At 42.8% G+C, this 23,430-nt stretch carries 23 protein-coding genes, 1 pseudogene and 1 riboswitch; of the genes and pseudogenes, 22 read left to right on the top strand and 2 right to left on the bottom strand.

From position 1 onward, the window contains the following. Positions 1-16: 16 nt before the first annotated feature. Positions 17-1,600: a phosphoglycerate dehydrogenase gene (gene serA, locus AC622_RS07650; protein WP_049670529.1), complete on the bottom strand. Its 1,584-nt coding sequence runs from the start codon at positions 1,598-1,600 to the stop codon at positions 17-19. A gap of 271 nt (positions 1,601-1,871) precedes the next feature. Continuing rightward, positions 1,872-2,005: riboswitch (FMN riboswitch) on the top strand. Between the two features lie 173 nt (positions 2,006-2,178). On the opposite strand from serA, the gene AC622_RS07655 reads away from it, so the two are divergent. Next, a complete protein-coding gene (locus AC622_RS07655; RefSeq protein WP_049670530.1) occupies positions 2,179-2,763 on the top strand; it encodes an ECF transporter S component in 585 nt (194 codons plus the stop codon). A gap of 821 nt (positions 2,764-3,584) precedes the next feature. On the opposite strand, the gene AC622_RS07665 is transcribed toward AC622_RS07655, so the two are convergent. Then, positions 3,585-3,833 (bottom strand): ferredoxin, encoded by a 249-nt coding sequence (locus AC622_RS07665; protein ID WP_049670532.1) that lies wholly within the window; start codon positions 3,831-3,833, stop codon positions 3,585-3,587. Between the two features lie 180 nt (positions 3,834-4,013). Between AC622_RS07665 and AC622_RS07670 the strand changes: the two genes are divergently transcribed. The 21 genes and pseudogenes from AC622_RS07670 (at position 4,014) to AC622_RS07765 (ending at position 23,285) form a co-directional block, all read left to right on the top strand. After that, positions 4,014-5,114: a helix-turn-helix domain-containing protein gene (locus tag AC622_RS07670; protein ID WP_082197064.1), complete on the top strand. Its 1,101-nt coding sequence runs from the start codon at positions 4,014-4,016 to the stop codon at positions 5,112-5,114. After that, a complete protein-coding gene (locus tag AC622_RS07675) occupies positions 5,101-6,594 on the top strand; it encodes a RecQ family ATP-dependent DNA helicase (protein WP_053103730.1) in 1,494 nt (497 codons plus the stop codon). The genes AC622_RS07670 and AC622_RS07675 overlap by 14 nt, the downstream gene beginning before the upstream one ends. Next, entirely contained in the window at positions 6,584-7,168 is a 585-nt protein-coding gene (locus AC622_RS07680) for a CPBP family intramembrane glutamic endopeptidase (RefSeq protein ID WP_049670534.1), read from the top strand. Before AC622_RS07675 ends, AC622_RS07680 begins: the two co-directional genes overlap by 11 nt. Before the next feature lie 40 nt (positions 7,169-7,208). Beyond that, positions 7,209-7,667, top strand: coding sequence for a YpbF family protein (locus tag AC622_RS07685; RefSeq protein WP_049670535.1), 459 nt, complete (start codon positions 7,209-7,211; stop codon positions 7,665-7,667). A gap of 90 nt (positions 7,668-7,757) precedes the next feature. Further along, positions 7,758-8,387 carry a CBS domain-containing protein gene (locus tag AC622_RS07690; RefSeq protein ID WP_049670536.1) on the top strand — a complete coding sequence of 210 codons (630 nt, stop codon included), beginning with the start codon at positions 7,758-7,760 and terminating at the stop codon, positions 8,385-8,387. 184 nt (positions 8,388-8,571) lie between these two features. Then, on the top strand, positions 8,572-9,351 hold the full coding sequence (locus AC622_RS07695) for a metallophosphoesterase (protein WP_049670537.1): 780 nt from the start codon (positions 8,572-8,574) through the stop codon (positions 9,349-9,351). 79 nt (positions 9,352-9,430) lie between these two features. Then, positions 9,431-10,012, top strand: coding sequence for an adaptor protein MecA (locus AC622_RS07700; protein ID WP_049670538.1), 582 nt, complete (start codon positions 9,431-9,433; stop codon positions 10,010-10,012). 352 nt (positions 10,013-10,364) lie between these two features. Beyond that, positions 10,365-11,630, top strand: coding sequence for a Glu/Leu/Phe/Val family dehydrogenase (locus AC622_RS07705; protein WP_049670539.1), 1,266 nt, complete (start codon positions 10,365-10,367; stop codon positions 11,628-11,630). Between the two features lie 163 nt (positions 11,631-11,793). Continuing rightward, positions 11,794-12,768 (top strand): YpdA family putative bacillithiol disulfide reductase, encoded by a 975-nt coding sequence (locus tag AC622_RS07710; RefSeq protein WP_049670540.1) that lies wholly within the window; start codon positions 11,794-11,796, stop codon positions 12,766-12,768. Between the two features lie 32 nt (positions 12,769-12,800). Further along, a complete protein-coding gene (locus tag AC622_RS07715; protein ID WP_049670541.1) occupies positions 12,801-13,769 on the top strand; it encodes an asparaginase in 969 nt (322 codons plus the stop codon). A gap of 90 nt (positions 13,770-13,859) precedes the next feature. Next, positions 13,860-14,534 (top strand): glutamic-type intramembrane protease PrsW, encoded by a 675-nt coding sequence (gene prsW / locus AC622_RS07720; protein WP_049670542.1) that lies wholly within the window; start codon positions 13,860-13,862, stop codon positions 14,532-14,534. A gap of 123 nt (positions 14,535-14,657) precedes the next feature. Then, positions 14,658-15,524 (top strand): spore cortex-lytic enzyme, encoded by an 867-nt coding sequence (gene sleB / locus AC622_RS07725; protein WP_049670543.1) that lies wholly within the window; start codon positions 14,658-14,660, stop codon positions 15,522-15,524. 2 nt (positions 15,525-15,526) lie between these two features. Continuing rightward, the gene (ypeB, locus tag AC622_RS07730; protein WP_439802568.1) at positions 15,527-16,891 is read left to right on the top strand and encodes a germination protein YpeB; all 1,365 of its coding nucleotides are present in this window, start codon (positions 15,527-15,529) and stop codon (positions 16,889-16,891) included. A 337-nt stretch (positions 16,892-17,228) separates the two neighbouring features. Then, positions 17,229-18,589 (top strand): annotated as a pseudogene (locus tag AC622_RS07735) (IS1182 family transposase). Between the two features lie 196 nt (positions 18,590-18,785). Further along, entirely contained in the window at positions 18,786-19,142 is a 357-nt protein-coding gene (locus AC622_RS07740) for a n-acetylglutamate synthase (RefSeq protein ID WP_231589493.1), read from the top strand. Positions 19,143-19,318: 176 nt separating this feature from the next. Next, entirely contained in the window at positions 19,319-19,618 is a 300-nt protein-coding gene (locus tag AC622_RS21645; protein WP_082197066.1) for a flagellar brake protein, read from the top strand. Between the two features lie 41 nt (positions 19,619-19,659). Then, entirely contained in the window at positions 19,660-19,863 is a 204-nt protein-coding gene (locus tag AC622_RS07745; protein ID WP_049670545.1) for a DUF5359 family protein, read from the top strand. Between the two features lie 101 nt (positions 19,864-19,964). Continuing rightward, the gene (gene cmk / locus AC622_RS07750) at positions 19,965-20,645 is read left to right on the top strand and encodes a (d)CMP kinase (protein ID WP_049670546.1); all 681 of its coding nucleotides are present in this window, start codon (positions 19,965-19,967) and stop codon (positions 20,643-20,645) included. Next, positions 20,642-21,223 carry a lysophospholipid acyltransferase family protein gene (locus tag AC622_RS07755; RefSeq protein WP_049670547.1) on the top strand — a complete coding sequence of 194 codons (582 nt, stop codon included), beginning with the start codon at positions 20,642-20,644 and terminating at the stop codon, positions 21,221-21,223. The genes cmk and AC622_RS07755 overlap by 4 nt, the downstream gene beginning before the upstream one ends. Before the next feature lie 146 nt (positions 21,224-21,369). After that, a complete protein-coding gene (gene rpsA, locus AC622_RS07760; RefSeq protein ID WP_049670548.1) occupies positions 21,370-22,509 on the top strand; it encodes a 30S ribosomal protein S1 in 1,140 nt (379 codons plus the stop codon). 155 nt (positions 22,510-22,664) lie between these two features. After that, positions 22,665-23,285 (top strand): YphA family membrane protein, encoded by a 621-nt coding sequence (locus AC622_RS07765; RefSeq protein ID WP_156185585.1) that lies wholly within the window; start codon positions 22,665-22,667, stop codon positions 23,283-23,285. Positions 23,286-23,430 lie beyond the last annotated feature (145 nt).

The raw sequence follows: 23,430 nt of genomic DNA on the forward strand, positions 1-23,430 counted from the left end.
TTGTTTATTTATAGGCTTAACATAAAGGCAATTCAATCAGGGTTGCCTCCGAAATTTCCAGTGTTGACAGTAGTTCATTAGGAATATCTGAAGGGAGCGGATCATCAAAGGTTAACACCATAATGGCTTCACCGCCGGCCTCCTTACGGCCCACCTGCATGGTTGCAATATTGAGATTTAAATCACCCAGTTTCTTGCCGACAACTCCAATTACACCAGGGCGGTCATGATGCTGGATGTAGAGGATGTGCCCTTCTGGATAGAAGTCGATTTTGAAATCATTGATGGCAAAAATACGTGGACCGTATTCCTTAATATAGGTTGCCTTCACTTCCATTTTCTTTGTTTCTCCAACTACTTTAACAGTCACACTGGAGGAATATCCATGTGCCTCATTGGAAATTTTCTCTCCAACGGTTATGGAGCGCTCCTTCGCATAGAGGAGGGCATTTACCTCATTGACATTGACATCAACACGTCCTTTAAAGAAGCCGGAAACCAATGCCTTCGTGAGAATACTCGTATCATAATCAAATGAATCTCCTCCATAAGTAATGGAGATCTCTTTGATACCCTCATTAATAAATTGGGAAAGAAAGCTTCCAAGAGTCCTAACCAATTGATAGTATGGCTGAATCCGGCTGAACAGTTCAGCTGGAATGGCAGGCAGGTTAATAGAATTGGATACCGGTATGCCGTCCACAAAGGAAACCACCTCTTTAGCCACCTGCTTTGCGACATTTAACTGGGCCTCTTTTGTTGAAGCCCCTAAATGCGGTGTGACGATGATTTGGTCGAGGTTGAGAAGTCGATTGCCAACAGGCGGCTCCTCCACAAACACATCAAGCGCTGCCCCTGCAACCTTGCCTGACTCAACAGCATCATACAATGCTTCCTCATCAATGATACCGCCGCGTGCACAGTTGATGAGATAAACGCCGTCCTTGCATTTCTGAATCGTTTCCCGATTTAGGAGGCCTTTTGTGTCTTTCGTTAAAGGAGTATGTACAGTAATGAAATCAGATACGGTTAATAATTCCTCAAAGGATCCTGTGGTGACATGAAGTTCTTTCGCCCGTTCAGTTGTCAAAAATGGATCAAACGCGAAAACATCCATTTGAAAGGCTCTCGCCCTTTTCGTAAGCTCAGAACCGATGCGGCCCATCCCAACAATCCCGAGTGTCTTGCCCTTTAATTCTGTTCCAGCAAATCGATTGCGTTCCCAAGAGCTGTTTTTAACGGTTTGATGGGCTTGGGGAATATTGCGGGCTAATGACGCAATCATCGCGAAAGTGTGCTCCGCTGTTGAAATGGTATTACCATCAGGTGCATTGACAACGATGACGCCGCGCTTCGTGCATGAAGGCACATCAATATTGTCTACCCCGACACCTGCTCGTGCAATAATCTTTAAGCTTGTCATGTCATTAAGGAGTGCTTCCGTCACCTTCGTGGCGCTTCGAACCAGCAAGGCATCAAATTCATGCAGCTCATTCTTTGCGTTCTCGACTGTCTTTTGAACAACTTCAATGTCTTCTCTACCGATGAAAGGGGTCAAACCATCTGGCTTGATTGCATCTGCAACTAGAACTTTAAACAAAATTGTCACCTTCCTGTTGGAAAATTTGCTATGTTTTCACTCTACAAGACTGTCATTCTATGTGTCAATTATGTAACCGCTTACTATTTTGATATTTCAAAAAATAAATTTTACTTAGATATTCCTATGATTCTCATTGACATTTGACAAAGAAGGTATATGTAAATTATGACATAGGATACTTTTCTCTTGTGTTTGTCATAACCTGATGGTATTCTTGCTTTGAAGACTCATTCATAATGAATGAAGATTCAAACCAAATAAAATATTGGTCTATCTTCGGGGCAGGGTGAAATTCCCTACCGGCGGTGATGAATGTATGCATTCTAAGCCCGCGAGCCTTTCGGGGCAGGATTTGGTGAAATTCCAAAGCCGACAGTATAGTCTGGATGGGAGAAGATGGAGGTCTCTGTTAACGTTCGAAAAGCAAAGTTTCGAAACGTTTCTTTCGCATTGCCTAATTCTCCCTTTATCTAATAAGATAAAGGGTTTTTTCATGGAGACGATGCTTTTGGAACGGATATTAGCAGAACCTTTCTTCTAGAAGAGGTAGCACCAGAACCTAAGGAGAGAGGAAAATGAACAGAAAAAACAGCAAGATTCAAAAAATGGTCAAGATCGGCATCCTCGGTGCCATCGGGTATGTTCTAATGATATTGAACTTCCCGTTCCCAGGATTTCCCGCATTCTTGCAAATCGATTTCAGCGATGTACCAGCATTAATTGCAGCACTCGTTATGGGGCCGGTGGCCGGCATTATGGTTGAACTATTGAAAAATATTCTAGACTTCATGATGACAGGCAGCGACACAGGTATCCCAGTTGGCCACTTCGCCAACTTTATCGGAGGCGTCTCCTTTATCTTGCCAGTCTACTACCTGTATAAGAAAGTCGGTAATAAAAAAGGCATGATCCTCGGTCTAATTGGCGGAACAATTATTCTTGCAGGGTTTATGAGTATCATGAACTACTATGTCTTGCTCCCAGTATACAGCAAGCTGCTTGGCTGGAACATGTCAGGTCCGGAAATTCGCGCCTATATCACCGCTGCAATTATTCCGTTCAACCTAATTAAAGGAAGCATCATCGCAGTTGTATTCCTATTGTTATTCAGCAAGCTGCAAGGATGGCTCATGAAAGAATCTGTCATTAAAAGTGCTTGAGTAAGCACATAATATAGAGTGAAGAGAAGCAGGGGATTGTGCTGCTTCTCTTTTTTATTTGGTCGGAGGGATGTAGGAAGGCTTGCTCCTGGTGCAGGGAGGAGAGGAGCCGTGCGGATTCCCGGCTATTGACTACGTATGGAGCGGTAGACGAAAGGGGAAAGGGATGGTGGAAAGGTGGGAGATGCCATGCAGTTCCCGCCTCTTCCCCGGGCAAGGGATATATAGGGCGGTAGAAGGATGGGAAAGAGGCGGGAGAAGCCACGCAGTTCCCACCCAATGCCCATACAAAGGGTACATAGGATGGGGAAAGGGTGGGCATCGTCAGAGAAAGCCCACCCAATGCCCAGGCAAAGGGTACATAGGATGGGGAAAGGGTGGGCATCGTCAGAGAAACCCCATCCAATGCCCAGGCAAGGGGTATATAGGATGGGGAAAGGGTGGACATCGTCAAAGAAAGCCCACCCAATGCCCAGGCAAAGGGTATATAGGATGGGGAAAGGGTGAGCATCGTCAGAGAAAGCCCACCCAATGCCCAGGCAAAGGGTACATAGGATGGGGAAAGGGTGGGCATCGTCAGAGAAAGCCCACCCAATGCCCATACAAAGGGTACATAGGATGGGGAAAGGGTGGGCATCGTCAGAGAAACCCCATCCAATGCCCAGGCAAGGGGTATATAGGATGAGGAAAGGGTGGACATCCTCTGGGCAACGGCCTTCTCAGCCTCCCCCAGTACCCCATACTCAGGAAATCATTACATATTCCATTGCAAAAAAAGAAACCTTTGCTTATCACGAGCAAAGGTTTCTTTCTATTCAAACCTATTCGAATTTCAATGGGTCACCATCAAAGGATTCGTCTGCCACTTTGATTGAGTCAGTAGGGCAGCCTTCGAAAGCATCCATCATGTCATCTTCTAGAACGTCAGGAATTTCGACGATTCCTTGGTTATCATCTAAAGTAACAAATGCAATGCCTTCATCGTCGTAATCATAAATATCTGGAGCTGCGGCACCGCATGCTCCGCAAGCAATGCATGTTTCTTTGTCTACGATTGTGAATTTTGCCATGCTATTATACCTCCCGCAAATAAATAATTTAATATCCTTTCCGGATATCAAACCCCTCACCTTATTGTAAAACTCAAGTACTGACTTTTCAATAGCCAATATTTCATGGTTATGTAAGGCTTTTGCCGCATTGCCGATGGAAACTTGCATCATTTAAGACAAGTATTTGGTAAAATAAAGATGTCTAATCATGTAGAATGGGGTGAGTTTATTATAACATACATCGATGGATTAATACTGTATTTAATAAAAGTGTTAAAGGGTCAAAGGACGGTGTATTCGCCTTTACATATACTTAATGGGAAACGTTCCTCCCAGCCAATCCAGGATGCCAGATTGTATGGGTTGGATCCTTTTTTTGCAGTGTTGCCTAAGCTTTCCCGTGAAGAGTGGGATGAGCATTTGAGGTTTTTGAAGGAACGAGAGCTGATTGAGCCGGTGGGTGATTTGACCTATATTTGTTCGGATGCCGGATTGGCGTTTCTTGACGAATGGCGAGAACAGTATGAACCGATGAGTCATTTGAATGGCTTCCTTTTTAAGGAGACGGCTCCTTTGTTTTGGGCAAGACTTCAGTTGCTTGTCCAGGTGTTGTCCAATATGGTCCACGAAAATCATTCATTTATTCCTGTGCAGAGAAATTTGGACCATCAGCGCTTTGTAAAGAGTTGGCTGAAGCAGCACGGCAAAAACCTTCGAAAGTTCTCTCGGGAGCTTTATGAAGAGCTTCATCATTGCTTGGATAGGCTGCATGGGGCTTCACCTGAGCTGTTTGTCATGCTTTTGTCGGGGCATGAGAGGGCAGGAATGACTTTGTCACAGGCAGCAAGAAAGCTTGGGATTGATCATTATTATGCGCAATTTCTTTTCTTGGATACGCTGCATTATATGATAGAATCTGCGCGAAAAGAACCATTTCCTCTTCTGAATAGTCTTCTCGTTCAGGAGGAGCAGAACGAATCTGTGCTGACTAATTCGACGAAAATGACATGGAAATTAGTTCGGCAAGGGTTAACAATCGAGCAGATTGCCCGAGCTCGAAGGTTGAAGATTAATACGGTTGAGGATCATATTGTTGAGATTGCTTCCTTTATTGAGGGATTCAGTATAGAGGATTATGTGACGGATGAGGAGCAGAGACAGATTGTGGAGGCAGCAAATTCTGTTCATACAGGCCAATTGCGGTCCATTAAGGAGCTCCTGCCCCCGGGAGTCCCTTATTTCAAGATTAGGCTTGTCATGACGAAATGGAAGAGAGGGGATCAGCATGGGAATGCTTGAGGAGCAATTAACGAGATTATTTGGATTTCCTTCCTTCAGGATGGGGCAAAAGGAGGTAGTGGAAGCGGTCCTTAGTGGTCAGGATACATTGGCGATGCTGCCGACCGGTACAGGGAAAACCTTGTGTTTTCAGCTTCCGGGATACTTGCTTGATGGACTGGTGGTCGTCGTTTCCCCGCTGCTCTCCTTGATGCAGGATCAGGTAGAGCAAATGAAGGCGAAGGGGGAGAAGAGAGTGGCTGCCTTGAACTCATTTGTGAATAAGGAAGAACGCGAGATGGTCCTTCGTTCGCTTCATCTGTTGAAATTTATTTATGTGTCACCTGAGATGCTCCAATCCAGGTTCGTTTTGCAGAAAATCAGCCGGCAGAAGATTTCTTTATTCGTTGTGGATGAGGCGCACTGCATTTCGCAATGGGGATATGATTTTAGACCGAGCTATTTGAGGCTCGGGGATATTCGTAGTGCATTAGGTAATCCGGTTACCTTGGCCCTGACGGCAACAGCCACAAAGGAAGTGCGGAGGGATATTCTGGATAATTTATCTATTCCGAACGCTCGTGTAATGGTATATGAGGTGAATAGGGAAAATATCGGAATCCTAGTAGAAGCGGTCGAAGGAAGCGAAGAAAAGCGGCAGAAGCTATATGCTTATTTAAGTGTCTTGAAGGGACCGGGCATTATTTATGTGTCCAGCCGAAAGCTTGCCGAGAGCCTGTGCAGTGACTTGCTTAATGCAGGCTATCATAAGGCGGCTTTCTATCATGGAGGCATGGATACGAATGATCGAATATTAATTCAACAGCAGTTTGCCCAAGGGCAGCTCAATTTGATTGTTGCGACGAATGCTTTTGGGATGGGGATCAATCTAGAGAACTTGCGTTATGTCATTCATTATAATATGCCCTCTAGCATGGAGGCGTATGTCCAGGAGATTGGACGGGCTGGAAGAGATGGTCTTCTATCTTTGGCCTTGCTCTTCTATTCTGAAGGGGATGAACGGATTTCTGCGAAAATGATTGAGAAGGATTATCCTGAGGTCTCGGATATTGAATGGTATTTGGCTAATCGTGATACTCTTTTAGAACCAAAATCAGGCATCATAGTTGATGAAAAAATTGAACGAATGAGAGAGGCAGACCGCATTCTTGAGAGAAGCGAGGGGGAAAGTCTTGCTTCGCGAAAAAATAGGCTGTCTGCTTATTTTGATGAGCGCCTTTCAGATAAGCTTCGTAAGCTATGGCAATTCAGGGAGTGGATTCGGTCAAGCAAGTGCCGAAAAGAATCGATTGCCGCCTATTTTGACCAAGAATCAAGCGGAGGAGGAGAGCTTTGCTGTGATAATTGCGGGCTGACATTTGAAAGGATGGTTCAGGCCCTGCCGGAAGAAAACGTATTAGATCATCACTATCAAGGGTGGAGGGCTGAGCTTGCCCGCCTTTTTGGTGAGGAGGGTGAATCAGGACAGCATGAAGAATAAACAGGCAGAAATGATTAAGAATTTAACGGATGAGGAGTTATATAAGCAACTGCTCCTCACGCAAGGTCTGCTTTTGACGGCAGCGGTCATTATCGGTTACTTTGCCTTTGATGATTTCGGCCAATTTACCGTTCTTCTCCGGTTAGAGGGTTGGCCGTTGTGGCTTGGTTTCTTAGCTGGATTATTGGTTGTGGCCATAGATTTGGCGGGGATGAAGTACTTGCCTGCCTCCTATTATGATGATGGAGGCATTAATGAGCGGGTATTTCAATCATTATCAGTGCCAAGGATTGTCTTTCTGACCGCGTTGATTGCGATTAGTGAAGAAATGTTATTCCGCGGGGTTATTCAGGCAAATTGGGGGATATGGGCTGCAAGTCTCATCTTTGCGGTGATTCATGTCAGGTATTTATCTCATTGGTTTTTGTTTTTGAATATATGTTTGCTGAGTCTTTTTATCGGATTAATTTTTGATAGTACCGGAAGCCTTCCGGCGACCATTATCATGCACTTTGTGATTGATTTGCTTCTCGGCCTTTATTTGAATAAAAAGGGGGCGGACAGGTCCTCATAAAACCCAGATAAGCTTCATAGGCTTTAATGGGGGTGGACGGATGGAAGCAATACGGAGCAGTGCAGATCATATCACAGATGAAGCAACAAAGGTCATTTTGAATAATGTGGTTAAGCGCAAGAAGAAGTATGACCATTATAAGAGCCGGCATTTCATCAGTGTATATCTTACACTCGGGCTGGCAGGTGTGTTTCTTTACTATATATATCGAACGGTAATCTCACCGTATGCGTATTCGTTCTATGAAATGTATGAGCAGTTTTTCCAGAACCCAGTCCATTTACTCGGTACAATTATCTTGGCGGGTGTCTATGGGTCCATGCTGTATTTCAAAAAGAAAATGGACAAAGCTGAGAAGGAATTTCATGCGCTGAGATGTGAGATTGTGGACCGCAGCAAGGATTTGTGGAAGAATGAATCTGCCTGGAAAAACCGGCATATTGTCTTTCAGAAAATGAAGGATATGTATGATATTAATCTTTTTCACGAAAATAAATAATTGCTTCTTCCTTTTGGCAGGAAAGCAAGGAGTCCGTGTCGAAAAAGATTAGTATACGTTTATTGGCTAAATAATTGGAGGTGCTGTCAGATGTTTGTGAAGAGTATCATGATATCAAAATATCATTGTCATACTGTTTCTTATGATGATTCACTAGAGTTGGTATTGAAAAAGCTTGATGAAAAACAAATTGAAGCTGTACCAGTATTAAAGGATGAAAAGTATGTAGGAACGATTACTCGATATCGAATTTACAAGCAGGCATTTCTGTCTGAGCTGCCTCGAAGCATATACTTAAAGGATATTAAGGCGGCAGATATTGCTGAGCGCAATAAGACGCTGACTGGTCAAGAAATCTTCGAGAATGTCCTTGTCGACTTAAAAGAAATGCCGCTCATGGCTGTCGTTGAGGAGGATGGTGATTTCCTTGGCATTGTAACACGATATGATGTGATGGCAGAATTCCAGCATGCCTTCGGGGTTCATGTGCCTGGTGTCAGAATTGCCTTGAAGACGGTAGAAACGAAAGGGCGGATCGCAAGGCTGACTGAATTGACACGCCAATATCAACAGCAAATCATCGCATTAATTACCTTTGATGAGACCGATAAATTAGTTAGAAGGATTGTCATTAAGGTGGCGAAATCACCTAATGTGGATAAATTCATTAAGAAGCTGGAGGAATCTGGCTTTGGAATTTTAGATATACAGGAAATGTAATACGCTAAAAAGAGCTTCCTATATGCATTATGCAGAGGCAGCTCTTTTTTTGGATGGGTTCATTAAAGTTGAATGTTGATAGTAAAATAGGCGCTCCTTTGGTTTTGCCGCCTGCAACGAAAATCAACACATATGGTAAACATAGCCTTTTGGATAGAAGCATAATAACCTCTGGAGGAAACCAATGTGGGTCATCTTAATTTCCATCATGCTGCTGGGTACCGCAGCACTTATTGTGTATATGAATAGACTGGCGAAGAAGGACTTTTTGAATGTAGTGGAGCTGTCATTTGAGGATTTCCCGAGCAGTGAACGTATTAGTTTGTTTTTTATCTCTGATATTCATCGCAGGCTGATCAATGACGCCCTCATTCAGTCTGCGTTCGGAAAGGTAGACTTTGTCTTGATTGGAGGAGATCTGACAGAGAGCGGGGTTCCTATCGAGCGGGTATATGAAAACCTGGTTAAGCTAAAGGAGCTGGGTCCGGTTTATTTTATATGGGGAAATAATGATTATGAAACAGATGTTCATGAACTGGATGCCCTTTTCGTCGATTTAGGAATTAAGGTTTTGACAGACGAGGGGGTTATTCTTGAGACGGAAGATGGCGGAAGGATCAATTTGCTTGGGGTTGACTTCTATGAGCCAGAAAAGCGGCAGGAAGGTCTTAAGAACGTCATGCTTGAGGCACAAGAGGGGACCTTTAGAATCCTGGCGAGCCATACACCTTCAATAGATAAAGAAATTCAAAAAGAGGACAGAATCAGGCTTGTTCTTAGCGGTCATACACATGGCGGGCAAATCAGGGTGTTTGGCTTTGGCCCATATCGTCATGGAGGCATTCATCACGTTGGCGAAACGACAGTGTTTACGAGCAATGGCTACGGGACGAGCGGATTACCGCTGCGATTAGGCGCAAGACCTGAAGTGCATATCATTCATCTTTCACGGATGGACCAATAGAATAAAGAGCAAACAAGGCACCTGTTTAGTCAATCCTCATATCATACAAGGGAGGATGTATTCACAGGAGGACTTGTTTATGAAGCTGAAGAGAATAAACGCCAAGAACGTCAAAGTCTTTGTTTCACAGGAGGAGTTAGAGGAAAAAGAAATGACTCCGATTAAATTGAAGATTCAGGTCCCTGACAGCCATCTCTTTTTTTATCGAATCGTAATCGAAGCGTTGGAAGAAATGGAATACTCCATTGACAGTAATATCCTAATGGATATTTATTCATATCCTGGTTACGGGATTTATATGATGATTCAAACAGAAGAGGACACAATCCTCAGCGAAAATGCCGAGATGGATAATACTTTGTCCATTCAATTTGTTGAACAGGATCATTTTATATTTGAATTTGCCGATTTTGAAGATGTCGTGGAAGCCTGCAAGATCTTATATGGGAAATGGAAGGCGGAAGGTTACTTATATCATCTGGATTCCAGTTATTATTTAAAGATTGAGAATGTTATGGCGGCAGATATGGCATCAGTTGCCTCCATCCTTCTTGAATATGGGGAGCTGTCAACATTGACAGAGGAGCTTTTGCTGGAAAAGGGATTAAGGGTATACCATGATAATATTATTCCTATCATGATGGAATACTTTAATAATTAAAGACCACTAAACCATTAGTGGTTCTTTTTTCGGAGTGAAAATGATTGTTGGTTTGATTTGGGAAGTATTGTTAGGATAAGGGAGACAGTCCTCTTGCACTTCCTGTGGTCATTTGAGTATACTGTAATTGAATGTGAATAGAGACAAGTCTGTATGTTCAAACTTTTAGTGCGATAAGGCCCTTTTTTTATATTTAGATAATTTAAAATTGGTAAATATGAAGATTGAAAGCCTTTGTTGCCGTGCTGGATTAGGATTATTTATTTGTTAATCCTTCCAGATGGTTATGGAGGTATAGATTTTGTCTGGATTAAACAAATAGATTACTATTCATCTCTAGGAGGTACTAAGAATGTCAGCCGACCACCAAACCAATGAAGACAGACTGGATGTATTGAAATCTACACAAACTGTCATCCATAAGGCATTGGATAAACTCGGATATCCAGAAGAAGTATATGAATTATTGAAAGAGCCGTTACGGATGCTTACCGTAAAGATACCGGTCAAAATGGATGATGGTTCAGTAAAGGTATTTACTGGCTTTCGTGCCCAGCATAATGATGCCATTGGACCGACAAAGGGCGGAATCAGGTTCCATCCGAATGTCACTGAAAAGGAGATTAAGGCTTTATCGATTTGGATGAGTTTAAAGTGCGGCATTGTGGACTTGCCGTATGGAGGGGCTAAAGGCGGCATTATTTGTGACCCTAGAAATATGTCCTTCCGTGAACTAGAAAGACTGAGCCGCGGGTATGTCCGTGCAATCAGCCAAGTGGTAGGACCGACAAAGGATATTCCTGCGCCGGATGTTTTTACGAATTCCCAAATTATGGCATGGATGATGGATGAGTACAGCCGAATGGATGAATTTAATTCTCCAGGGTTTATTACAGGTAAGCCGTTAGTGCTAGGCGGGTCACATGGGCGTGAAACCGCTACCGCTAAGGGCGTAACGATATGTATACGAGAAGCAGCAAAGAAGCGGGGCATCGAACTAAAGGGAGCCAGGGTTGTTGTGCAAGGCTTCGGTAATGCCGGAAGCTTCTTGGCGAAATTTATGCATGACAGCGGGGCAAAGGTTATTGGTATTTCAGACGCGCATGGCGCGCTTCACGACCCTGAAGGATTGGATATTGATTATCTGCTTGATCGACGCGACAGCTTTGGTACAGTGACAAATCTGTTCCAAAATACGATTACGAATAAAGAATTGCTGGAGCTTGAATGTGATGTGCTTGTTCCAGCTGCGATAGAGAATCAAATCACAGATGAGAATGCCCATGAGATTAAAGCAAAGATTGTAGTAGAGGCAGCAAATGGGCCGACAACGCTTGAAGGGACAAAAATTCTGACTGAGCGTGGCATCTTGCTCGTTCCGGATGTCTTGGCATCTGCAGGAGGAGTAACGGTTTCCTATTTCGAATGGGTGCAGAATAATCAAGGCTATTATTGGACGGAAGAGGAAGTAGAGGAGAAACTGGAACGGGTCATGGTTCGCTCCTTTAATAGCATTTATGATACAGCGAATACGCGTAAGGTAGATATGAGATTGGCTGCCTATATGATCGGGGTTCGGAAAATGGCTGAAGCATCCCGTTTCAGAGGGTGGATTTAATAGAAGATAAACCAGAAAAGTTTTCTGTCTAATGATGGAAAGCTTTTTTGTATGCGTATTATGCGTTAATATAATAGAAGTGTTATTCTAATATGGCAATTAATACAACGGTCATGTTTATGGCATGCACATACAGACAGTATAGATAGAGGAGGAGAAAGAGATGGCATTTGAAGATGCAATTATCATCGGCGGTGGTCCGTGCGGCATGCAAGCGGCTATCAGCTTTCAAGAAATAGGGAAGAGCCCGCTGATCATTGAGAAGGGGAACATCGTGAATGCTATTTATCATTACCCTACCCATCAGACATTCTTTTCAACGAGTGAGAAGCTGGAAATTGGAGATGTTGCGTTTATTACGCAAAACCGCAAACCTGTTCGTCTACAGGCCTTAACTTATTATCGAGAGGTGGCTAAGCGGAAGGAGCTTCGGGTTAACACATTTGAACGGGTCCTTTCTGCCGTGAAAAGGGAAGATGGACTCTTCAAAGTAACTACGGAAAAAGGTGAATATGAAACTCCATATGTCATTCTGGCGACTGGGTATTATGACCAGCCGAATATGTTGGGTATACCTGGTGAGGAGCTTGATAAAGTTTACCATTATTTTAAGGAAGGGCATCCTTATTATAATCAAGATGTCGTGGTCATCGGCGGGAAAAACTCAAGTATTGATGCAGCGATGGAGCTGGCAATGGCAGGCGCAAGAGTAACCGTTATTTACCGGGGATCTGTCTATTCATCTAGTATCAAACCATGGATTCTGCCTGAATTTGAGTCTCTTGTCCGTCATGGCAAGATTAAGATGGAATTTAATGCACAAGTTCAAGAAATAAAGCCTGAGTCTGTTATTTATGTGCAAGAAGGGAAATCATTTGAGATTAAGAATGATTTCGTGTTTGCGATGATTGGCTATCACCCAGATTTTAATTTTTTAAGAGAATGCGGAATCCAGTACGATGAGGAAAGCGGCAAGCCTGTTATCGACGTGGAAACAATGGAGACGAACGTGGAGAATCTATATATTGCCGGCGTTATTGCGGCAGGAAGAAACGCGAATGAGATTTTCATTGAGAACGGTCGTTTTCACGGGGGGCAAATTGCGCGATCCATAGCAGAGAAAGAACAGAAGCAGTAAATAAAATGGATGATTGTGATAGAGGTGTAAGAATGAAGAAGATATCATTAATTACGACTGGCGGAACCATTGCCAGTAAAGAAATGTCAAAGGGATTGCTGGACTCTGGTGTTCTGAGCGGTGATGAACTCGCTTCGCTGTGTCAATTACCGGACGGATTTGAAATTAAGGTCATTGACTTGTTCCAGAAGCCTTCTATGCATATTAATTTTGATCGAATGACAGCTATTAAAGAGGCGATTGAAACAGAGCTTGCAGATAAGAGTGTAGCAGGGGTCGTTGTTACCCATGGGACAGACTCGCTTGAAGAAACCGCCTATTTTCTTGATTTAACAACCAATGATCCTCGCCCAATTGTGGTCACAGGATCTCAGCGCTCACCGCAAGATGTTGGTACAGATGTCTATTCCAATCTCCGCAACTCCATTTTCGTTGCCGCGAATGAAATGCTTCATGATGTGGGAGTGCTTGTAGTATTTAATGAACGTATATACTCTGCGAGATATGTCAAGAAGGTCCACGCCTCCAATCTACAAGGGTTTGAATCCTTTGGGTATGGATACCTGGGCATTATTGATAATGATGTAGTCAGTGTGTACCAAAAGCCGATTTATCATGAATCATATGAGGTTTTGGGGAATAAGATTCCAAGGGTAGAGATTATTAAATGCTATACCGGATCGGATGGATTATTCATCGATGCAGCCGTACATAATGGTGTTCAAGGAATCGTTCTTGAAGGGGTCGGAAGAGGACAAGTAACTCCTTATATGGTTGATTCCATCCAAAAGGCTTTAGACCAAGGTGTGAAGGTGGTCATGACAACAAGTGCAGAGGAGGGCAAGGTATATCCGGCATACGGATATGTAGGAAGTGCCCATGATTTGCGAACGAGAGGGGTCATTCTCGGGGAGGACTATGATAGTAAGAAGGCACGAATCAAGCTGGCCGTCTTATTAGCAAATGGAAAGAAAAATATTGAGCAGGCCTTTCAACTGTGACTTTAGCCGTAAATACAGCACGAATTGGATGTATTTTTATCATGTACATGGTAGGATAGATGGTAAGTATGGGAGAGGAAGGAGTATGCCATGTTAAATATATTAACCGCAGGGGTTGCTCCTGGTTTAGCCCTGCTTATCTATTTCTATTTAAAAGACCAATATAATACAGAGCCGATATCGGTTGTGTTAAAAGCATTTGTATATGGAGCATTGATTGTTATTCCAGTCATGTTCTTTCAATATGTTCTCGATGCAGAAGGCTTGCTTCAGGCTACATGGGCTGATTCCTTTTTAGCCAAGGGTTTTTTGGAGGAAACGCTGAAATGGGGAATCTTCCTCCTGCTCATTTTCGGTCATGTTGAATTTGATGAACCATATGATGGAATTGTCTATGGGGTGGCCATTTCTCTTGGATTTGCAACATTTGAAAATATTCTCTATTTGTTCTCAAATGGGGTTGAATATGCATGGGGCAGAGCTTTATTCCCGGTGTCTAGTCACGGGCTGTTCGGGGTAATCATGGGCTTTTATTTCGGGAAGGCCAAATTTTCAAAAGAAAAGCGCTTGAAATATATGGTAATTGCCCTTGTCGTTCCATTCCTGCTGCATGGATTATTTAATTATATTCTCATGATAGAGGTTAATTGGTATGTTTACTTGATTCCTTTTATGTTCTTCCTTTGGGGACTTGGATTATGGAAGGTGAAAAAAGCCCGTATCCTAACGGAGAAGGCCTTTAAGCAATCCTTTGAAACGTTATAATTGTCACTAACTCTTCATTCATTCTTGAATGGAGAGTTTTTTGTAGTTGGCGGCTTTTGCATATTTTATCTGAGATTGTAAAAACTACCCTTACTGTCATTACTATTTCAGGAGGGCATACGTATGAAAGGCTTAGCAAGAAAATCATTTTCCTGCCTATTGATTGGCGTTATTCTCACATTGCTGCCAATCTATAACCAAGATGTATCCGCATTCTCGAACCAGGTCATTCAAAAGGGGGCGACCGGTGATGATGTAGTCGAGCTGCAGGCGCGTTTGCAGAATATCGGCTATTATCATGGCCAAATAGACGGGGTGTTTGGCTGGGGCACCTATTGGGCGCTCCGCAACTTCCAGGAAAGCTATGGGTTGCCGATTGATGGCCTGGCTGGAAGTGCGACAAAGCAGAAATTGTCTAATGTATCAAATTTCAATAAGACATGGGTTCATCAGCAAATTAATTCAGGCAATACCTTCACGTACTATCAAGGGATGCCGCTTGAGCATCAGGTCAAAAAATCTACATCAGGTACAACGTCTGCGACAAATAAGCCCGCAACGAACAAAAACACAACTGCTGGAACGGCCACAACCACTTCCACGAGCGGGACAGCGGCGAATATCCCATCAGGATTTTCTGAAAGTGATATTAATTTAATGGCTAATGCCGTCTATGGAGAATCTCGTGGAGAGCCATATGAAGGACAAGTCGCTGTAGCAGCTGTCATCTTAAACCGCGTTCAAAGCGCCTCGTTCCCGAATACCGTATCAGGTGTTATCTTCCAGCCGGGGGCATTTACTGCCGTGTCAGATGGACAGATTTGGCTGACACCTAATGAACAGGCTAAGCAAGCCGTCATGGATGCAATGAACGGATGGGATCCAACAGGTGAGGCGGAATATTACTTTAATCCAGAAACGGCGACAAGCGCCTGGATATGGACAAGACCGCAAATAAAACAAATCGGCAAGCATATTTTCTGCCGCTAGAGGTGAGTAAATTGATTAGAAATGTACTTATCGGAGTATTGGCCATTGGCCTAGCTGGTACAGCCTATTGGGGCTATACGGAAAGGCAAGAGAAGAACGCTATTTTAATTCATGCAGAGAATAATTATCAGCGTGCCTTTAATGACCTTGCCTATGAAATGGATGTATTGAATGACAAGATTGGGACAACACTTGCGATGAATTCGCGCACATCCCTGTCACCGGCTCTCGTGGATGTGTGGAGAATCACGAATACGGCCCATGGCAGTGTTGGACAGCTGCCGCTAACATTAATGCCATTTAATGAGACTGAGGCTTTCTTGACCAAAATCGGGGATTTCGCCTATAAAACCTCGGTGCGCGATCTGGATAAATCTCCCCTGACAGATGAGGAATATAAGACGCTTGAGCGTCTGTATGCTAATTCAACAGAGATTCAACAGGAGCTGCGGAAGGTCCAAGGAGAAATTATGAACAATAACCTAAAGTGGACTGACGTAGAGACGGTGCTTGCTCAGGCTGAAGGGGATGAACCTCAGGACAATCTCGTCATTGATGGCTTGAAGACGATTGAGAATAATGTGAAGTCCTACGGACAGAAAGAGGATTATGGTACTACCTTCACATCCTCTGCTAAGAAAATCACCTATGAACACTTAACTGATGCAGCCATAACACGCAAGGAAGCAATCAAACATGCGAAGGAATATGCCAATGTAAAGGATGCAAAATCGATTAAGGTAACGGAGAATAAAGACGGATCTAATTATGGTTTCTATCATGTGAGCATGAAGGTCGCCGATACTGGTGAGAATGTTGATGTGGATTTAACGAAAAAGGGCGGATATCCTATCTACATCATTAATGACCGCTCAGTGGGCGAAGCAACAATCAGTCTGAATGATGGGTACAAGAAAGCGAAAAGCTATCTTGAAAAAATGGGCTACAAAAACTTAGGCTTGTTTGAAAGTACGCAATATCAAAATGTCGGTGTTTATACCTTTGTGACTGAGCTAAATACCGTGCCGGTATATGCAGAGGCAATCAAAATCAAGGTAGGCTTGGATGATGGCTCCATTGTCGGTCTTGTTGCAGAGGATTACCTGCAAAATCATAAGGAACGGACGATTGGCAAACCGAAACTAAGCGAGGAAGAAGCGGCGAAAACCATCAGCTCGAAGGTGAAAATTCAAGATCAAAGGCTGGCCATGATCACCAATGACCTTTACGAGGATGTCCTTTGCTATGAATTTATGGGCACAATCGGGAATGATACCTACCGGATTTATATTAATGCGGATACGGGTCAGGAGGAAAAAGTGGAGAAAATGCATGAAGCCTCCAAGGTTTATAATAATGTGTCATAAGTGAAGAGCAAAGAAAAGCCGGATGAATCATCATCCGGTCAGACTGTAGACAAAATCCATTTAGGGTTTGGTCTACAGTTTTTTTGTGCCCTCGCACTCCATATGGACATGAAATTTATTTTCGGCAGAATGGACTCAGCGAACCGTGGGGGAGCTGCTTTCGCCAGCTCGCCTTCGGCAAGAGCTGTCATCAGCCTGCCTCCTTCTCCCACAGGAGTCTCGCCCATTCTGCCGAAAATAGGAGCCTATCCTTCATGATTAAACGTTTTGGAAACAAACAGTATTTACCGAATTTATTATAATAAAGTTAACGATACTTGCTGAAGGTGATGATGAGATGTTAACCAAACATACCCCTAAAAACCGCGAACAATTAGAAATGATTACTTTGGACCAACTCGTACCCGAGAATCATTTGGTGCGGAAAGTCGAAGCTGCGATTGACTTTTCCTTCATTTACTCACTGGTCGAGGATGCTTATTCGGCTGAGCGAGGTCGCCCTAGCATTGATCCTATTGTCCTCATCAAAATGACCTTCATCTAGTACATGTTTGGCATCCGGTCCATGCGCAAAACCATCGAAGAGATTGAGACCAACCTGGCCTATCGCTGGTTTCTTGGATTTGGTTTTCATGATAAGGTGCCCCATTTCTCAACCTTCGGTAAAAATTATGAACGCCGATTCAAAGATACGGATCTTTTTGAACAGATTTTCTTTCAGATTCTGAATCAAGCTGCGGATAAAAAACTAATCCGTCCTGAACATGTATTTATTGATTCTACTCATGTGAAAGCGAGCGCCAACAAACGTAAGTTTGAGAAGAAGGTTGTGCGCAAGGAAACAAAAGCCTATCAAGAACGATTGAATCTGGAAATCAACCGTGACCGTGACGAACATGGAAAAAAACCAATTCCTCCCGATAAATTCAAAAAGGAAGAGAGGAAAGAAATCAAGGAGAGTACGACCGATCCTGATAGTGGGTACTATGTCAAAGATGAGCGAACCAAGCAGTTTGCTTATTCGTTACACGCAGCCTCCGACCGCAACGGATTGTCTTGGGAACGATTGTGCCCCCCGGAAACGTTCATGACAGCACGATGTTTGAACCCTTGATGGAGAAGGTCATGGAGAATACCGGAAAACCAAGCGCTGTGGCCGCTGATGCTGGATATAAGACTCCCGCCATTGCTCAATACCTGTTGGAAAACTAAATTCGCCCAGCTTTACCCTATACACGTCCCAAATCAAAAGAAGGTCTCATGAAAAAGACCGAATTTGTCTATGATGTACATTACGACTGCTATCTTTGTCCGGGAGGACAAGAACTACCATATCGTACGACTACGAAAGAAGGCTATCGGCAATATCTTTCCAATCCCCTTCATTGTAAGGAATGTCCGCTTCTATCTGTCTGCACCCAAAGTAAAAACCATCAGAAGCTGATTCAGCGCCATGTTTGGGAGGAACACTTAGAGGAAGCCGACCATCTCCGTCATACGGAAAAGAACAAAATCATCTACGCAAGACGCAAAGAATCAATTGAACGGGTCTTTGCCGATGCAAAGGAAAAGCATGGAATGCGGTGGACAACCCTTAGGGGAATTGAAAAATTGTCCATGCAGGCGATGCTTACTTTTGCTGCAATGAACCTAAAGAAGATGGCCAATTGGCTATGGAAAACGCCAAAAATGGCCTAATAAAGAGAGCAGGAGAAGTCTGTCTTACGGAGGAAATATCAAAAAATCAAAAAATGGACTGAGAATAAAAGAATTCTCCGTCCATTTTGTCGACAGTCTGGCCGGATGAATCATCATCCGGTTTTTTCTTTTGCGCTAGTAAGACTAATCAGCTTAATATATTTACAAACAGAAACAAACAAGGAGAGGGATGGGTTTGATTAATTATCACAATAAAAGATTTGTCTCTATTGAAAATACATCTAATGGAGAAGTATCGATTAAGACTTTTTTTGACTATAGGCAGGAAGGTCAGATTGTTACAGCGACTTACAGCGGCGGACAAATTATACAAGGGATGTTGATTGGATTAGTGAAGGTGGATGGCAGCTTGGAATTTCGATACAATCATGTAAATAGGAATAATGAACTAAGAGGCGGCTTTTGCAGGTCAACACCGGAAATCTTGCCTGATGGACGAATCAGATTGCATGAAAACTGGACATGGATGGATATTGAACGGACAGCTGGAAGCTCTATCGTCGAGGAAGTTATTCATGAATTAGATTATTGATGGACGTGAAAAAAAGAGTTTGTAACAATCTTTTCCTTTTCTAGGTTATTTGGCATTATAATAAATAAGCCCTATTTCTTCGTTTTATTTAACAAATTGGGGGAAGGGAATCTGTTTATGCTGACAATTGGTATGGCTTTTATCCTAGAAGATGAGAACGGTGTCCAGACAGTAAAATATATAAATGTAAGATTGCTGACTACACAAATGAGGAAGTATTTATTGATTATCCAATCAATCTAGATACAAATAAGCTGAGTTATCTGCAGACAGGAACAGAGCTTTTCGTCACTTTTTTGGCTAAGGATCAGCATACATACCGGTTTCAAACAAAGGTCATTCGTAAGCACCGGGAAAACATCCCCATGCTTGTTCTCTATTATCCTGGGGATTCTCGTTTAACTAAAATTCAGCGCGGAGAATTTGTGCGTTTTGAACGGCAGCTGGAGGAAAGAAATAAGGTTGCTGCTGATTAATCTTCCTTTCCATGGTTACACTTATCTTAAAGGGGTGCGGCATGGAAACGGTAGAGCGTATCATCAAGAAAATGATATTCATTCAATTGGTATTTTTACTTTTTTTTCAATTGTTTTTTCATCGAGATGACACATTTCATAAATGGAAAGCCCTAGTCCAATATGAGGGTGTATTGAAGGAAAATTACTCCTCTATTGTGGAGGCATTATCAGGCGGCGGACGAGAGGAAGAGAAGGCAAAGTGAATGTGCTTTGTCTTCTTTTATATGGAGTTCGTTCTTTATAATTCGTAAAGCTGTGTTAAAATAAGCATGTAATAGATTTGTTTGACAACAAGGAGGAACAAATGGAAAAGAAACTGTCAATTGCTATCGATGGACCTGCGGCGGCGGGAAAAAGCACCGTAGCAAAAATTATCGCTAAAAAATTAACCTACATATATATTGATACGGGAGCAATGTACAGGGCACTAACCTATAAGGCGCTCAAACAAAACGTTAATCCAAATGATGAGGCTTCTCTTTATTCCCTGCTGATGGATACGGATATCACGTTAAAAAACAATGAAACTGGACAAGACGTATTGGTAGACGGTGAAGTGGTCTCCAATGCAGTTAGAACCCCAGAGGTGACAAAGAACGTATCTGCAGTGGCACAGCATAAGCTGGTACGGGAAGAAATGGTGAGACGTCAACAGCTTCTCTCAGAACAAGGAGGAGTGGTCATGGATGGGCGCGATATTGGTACACATGTCATGCCCAATGCCGAGGTGAAGATCTTTATGCTGGCAAGTGTTGATGAGCGGGCAAAACGCCGGCATGACGAGAATCTTCTAAAAGGATTTGACTCCAATTTGGAGGAGCTGAAACAGGAGATTGCTTCACGGGATAAGTTTGATTCCGAGCGGGAGGTATCTCCATTGAAAAAAGCGGATGATGCGATCGAGCTTGATACAACAAGCCTTACGATTGAAGAAGTAGTGGATGCAATTATCCGTATTGCTAATGAGAAAGGAGTAAGTGGATGACGTTTTATGGTTTTGCCAGAGGCGTTGTAAAAACGGTGCTCACTCCGCTCTATCGAGTTCGGGTTTATGGGAAAGAGCATTTCCCAAAAACGGGCGGAGTGTTGTTATGCAGCAATCACATTAGTGAGCTTGATCCTCCTGTAGTAGGAATGACAGCCCCTAGACCCGTTCATTTTATCGCCAAGGAGGAGCTCTTTGAGGTTCCGGTATTAAAAACTATCCTTCCTCACATTAATGCGATTCCAATTAAGCGGGGAATGAGCGACAGGAATGCGTTAAGAAAGGGGCTGGCTGTACTGAAGGAAGGAAATGTCCTTGGTTTGTTCCCGGAAGGAACGCGAAGTAAAACAGGTGAACTGGGGGAAGGCTTGGCTGGTGCAGGATTCTTTGCCCTGCGTACAGATGCCAAGGTAGTTCCTTGTGCAGTCATCGGATCCTATAAACCATTCAGCGTGACAAAGGTCATTTATGGAACACCAATTGATATGGAAGAACTCCGTAGTAAAAAAGCCTCTCCTGAAGAGGTGACTAAAGTCATAATGGCAGAAATAAAGGAATTAATTGTTAAAAATCGATAAGGTTACTGCTTGACAAAATCCCGTATTTGTAAGAAGTTAGAAAAAAGGAATAATTTAGAATTGTTTAGTTCCTTAAAAAATGTGGTATTAAATATAAATTGAGAAATGAAATTGAAATGAAGCTGTGATTGTTAGGAGGAGTACATATGACAGAGGATATGAATAATATTGAAGTAGCAGATTTCAGTGTGGGACAGCATGTTTCAGGCACTGTTACGAAAGTAGAAGAAAAGCAGGTAGTCGTGGAAGTCGAGAACAGCAAGCATGATGGAATTGTACCAATCAGCGAGCTTTCCAGTCTCCATGTAGAAAAAGCATCAGATGTCGTGAAAGAAGGCGACAAGCTTGAGTTCGAAATTATCAAAATCGAGGATGAGGCCTTAATCCTGTCTAAGCGTAAGGTTGACGCAGAAAATGCATGGGAAGAGCTTGCAAACGATTTTGAAGAAGGAACAATCATTGAGACAGAAGTAAAGGATGTCGTAAAAGGCGGCCTTGTTGTTGACCTTGGTGTTCGCGGATTCGTTCCGGCTTCTCTTGTTGAAGATTATTTCGTAGAGGATTTCTCAGACTATAAAGGCAAGACACTTTCCTTTAAGATTGTTGAGTTAGACAAAGAAAAGAATCGATTGATCCTATCCCATCGCGATGTCGTTCGTGACGAGAAAGAAAAGAAAAAGATGGATATCCTTGGAACTCTTCAAGCTGGAGAAGTTCTTGAAGGAAAAGTACAACGTATCACTGATTTCGGTGCATTCGTTGATATTGGCGGAATTGATGGCCTTGTTCACGTATCCCAGCTTTCCCATGAGCATGTTGACAAACCATCTGATGTTGTATCAGAGGGCGATACGGTGAAAGTTAAGATTCTTTCCATTGATCGTGACAGTGAGCGTGTTTCCTTATCCATTAAAGAAACATTGCCTGGACCATGGTCTGATATTACCTCTAAAGCACATAAAGGCAGCATTCTAGAAGGAACGGTGAAGCGCTTAGTCTCTTATGGAGCATTTGTAGAAGTATTCCCAGGTGTTGAGGGGCTTGTCCATATCTCACAAATCTCTCATAAGCATATTGGCACTCCGCATGAGGTGCTCGCTGAGGGAGATGTCATCAAAGTGAAAGTGCTTGATGTGAATGAAGATGAACATCGTTTATCTTTAAGCATTAAAGAACTTGAGGAAGAAGCTCCTGCAGAAGCAGACAGCTATGAAATGCCTGAAGAAACTAAAGGCTTCCAATTAGGTGAAATGATTGGGGAACAATTAAAGAACCTTAAGAAATAAAGAACAATCTATAAGACAGTCCATCCTTCGGGAAGGGCTGTCTTTTTTAAGCCTTCCATTATGAAAAACTGAAATGTCAGTATCTTATGCGTAACTTTATGCCATAGAGTGATTAAAAGGGCAAAGAGATTGGCATAATGCTAATGGAGGTAGTTATGCAAGAAGGTACAATCTTTTTTCTTATCAGTTGGTTAGCTATTTGGTATATTCTCTTTATGGAGAATGGACCTGCATGGAAGCGGAGCAGGCATTTGATTACTGTGCTCATTATCCTCGTATGTGCGGGTATATATATGAATATCGTCCAGATTCAAGTAAACTTTATCCTTGTTCCTGTTTTATTGTGGTCTTTTTGTCAGTGGCGGAATGTCCCGAGTCGAAAATTGTTCTTAATGGCCTTTACCATCTTCGTAGTTACGGCTTCCTTTGCTTGTTTAAGGATTCTTACCATGCTGTATCCTATATGGCTGATTGTTGACTGGAAAATAATGTGCTCGCTTCTCGTTGTTTTGACAGGGGCTCTTTTTCAGAAGGATTGGAATCAACGATTAAGTGCGGCCATTATCGGCTCATTATGCGGTCAAGTGGTTTTTGCAGCTCTGCTCATGCAGAACGGAATGCCAATCAATGGGCTTTTCTCGCTTGAAGCGATGGATTTTTTGAGTTTAATGTTCGTGTTCAATGGCCTTTTATATAGATTGGAGCAATGGTTTGTTAAACGGTCGACGAGGAAATCGTTAATGACGGTACAGCCGCGTGATAGCGAAATGAGGTAGTAGAAAGAGGGTATTGGGAAACTATTTTTGTAGAAATATCCCGATTGTCGTGTGAGAACAGTTGTACCTTTTTGAAACGTTTGCTATCATATTATAGTTAGACCCTTCTTCAATGAATAAGAAGGGTTCTTTTTTCATAAAACAT

The organism is Bacillus sp. FJAT-27916 (genome assembly GCF_001183965.1).
Taxonomy (GTDB): Bacteria; Bacillota; Bacilli; order Bacillales; family Pradoshiaceae; genus Pradoshia.

Excerpts from the sequence above, each read along its gene's own strand:
- AC622_RS07655 (WP_049670530.1), top strand. The coding sequence starts at position 2,179 with ATGAACAGAAAAAACAGCAAGATTCAAAAAATGGTCAAGATCGGCATC.
- AC622_RS07665 (WP_049670532.1), bottom strand. The coding sequence starts at position 3,833 with ATGGCAAAATTCACAATCGTAGACAAAGAAACATGCATTGCTTGCGGA.
- AC622_RS07670 (WP_082197064.1), top strand. The coding sequence starts at position 4,014 with ATGTCTAATCATGTAGAATGGGGTGAGTTTATTATAACATACATCGAT.
- AC622_RS07675 (WP_053103730.1), top strand. The coding sequence starts at position 5,101 with ATGGGAATGCTTGAGGAGCAATTAACGAGATTATTTGGATTTCCTTCC.
- AC622_RS07680 (WP_049670534.1), top strand. The coding sequence starts at position 6,584 with ATGAAGAATAAACAGGCAGAAATGATTAAGAATTTAACGGATGAGGAG.
- AC622_RS07685 (WP_049670535.1), top strand. The coding sequence starts at position 7,209 with ATGGAAGCAATACGGAGCAGTGCAGATCATATCACAGATGAAGCAACA.
- AC622_RS07690 (WP_049670536.1), top strand. The coding sequence starts at position 7,758 with ATGTTTGTGAAGAGTATCATGATATCAAAATATCATTGTCATACTGTT.
- AC622_RS07695 (WP_049670537.1), top strand. The coding sequence starts at position 8,572 with ATGTGGGTCATCTTAATTTCCATCATGCTGCTGGGTACCGCAGCACTT.
- AC622_RS07700 (WP_049670538.1), top strand. The coding sequence starts at position 9,431 with ATGAAGCTGAAGAGAATAAACGCCAAGAACGTCAAAGTCTTTGTTTCA.
- AC622_RS07705 (WP_049670539.1), top strand. The coding sequence starts at position 10,365 with ATGTCAGCCGACCACCAAACCAATGAAGACAGACTGGATGTATTGAAA.
- AC622_RS07710 (WP_049670540.1), top strand. The coding sequence starts at position 11,794 with ATGGCATTTGAAGATGCAATTATCATCGGCGGTGGTCCGTGCGGCATG.
- AC622_RS07715 (WP_049670541.1), top strand. The coding sequence starts at position 12,801 with ATGAAGAAGATATCATTAATTACGACTGGCGGAACCATTGCCAGTAAA.
- prsW (WP_049670542.1), top strand. The coding sequence starts at position 13,860 with ATGTTAAATATATTAACCGCAGGGGTTGCTCCTGGTTTAGCCCTGCTT.
- sleB (WP_049670543.1), top strand. The coding sequence starts at position 14,658 with ATGAAAGGCTTAGCAAGAAAATCATTTTCCTGCCTATTGATTGGCGTT.
- AC622_RS07745 (WP_049670545.1), top strand. The coding sequence starts at position 19,660 with ATGGAAACGGTAGAGCGTATCATCAAGAAAATGATATTCATTCAATTG.
- cmk (WP_049670546.1), top strand. The coding sequence starts at position 19,965 with ATGGAAAAGAAACTGTCAATTGCTATCGATGGACCTGCGGCGGCGGGA.
- AC622_RS07755 (WP_049670547.1), top strand. The coding sequence starts at position 20,642 with ATGACGTTTTATGGTTTTGCCAGAGGCGTTGTAAAAACGGTGCTCACT.
- rpsA (WP_049670548.1), top strand. The coding sequence starts at position 21,370 with ATGACAGAGGATATGAATAATATTGAAGTAGCAGATTTCAGTGTGGGA.
- AC622_RS07765 (WP_156185585.1), top strand. The coding sequence starts at position 22,665 with ATGCAAGAAGGTACAATCTTTTTTCTTATCAGTTGGTTAGCTATTTGG.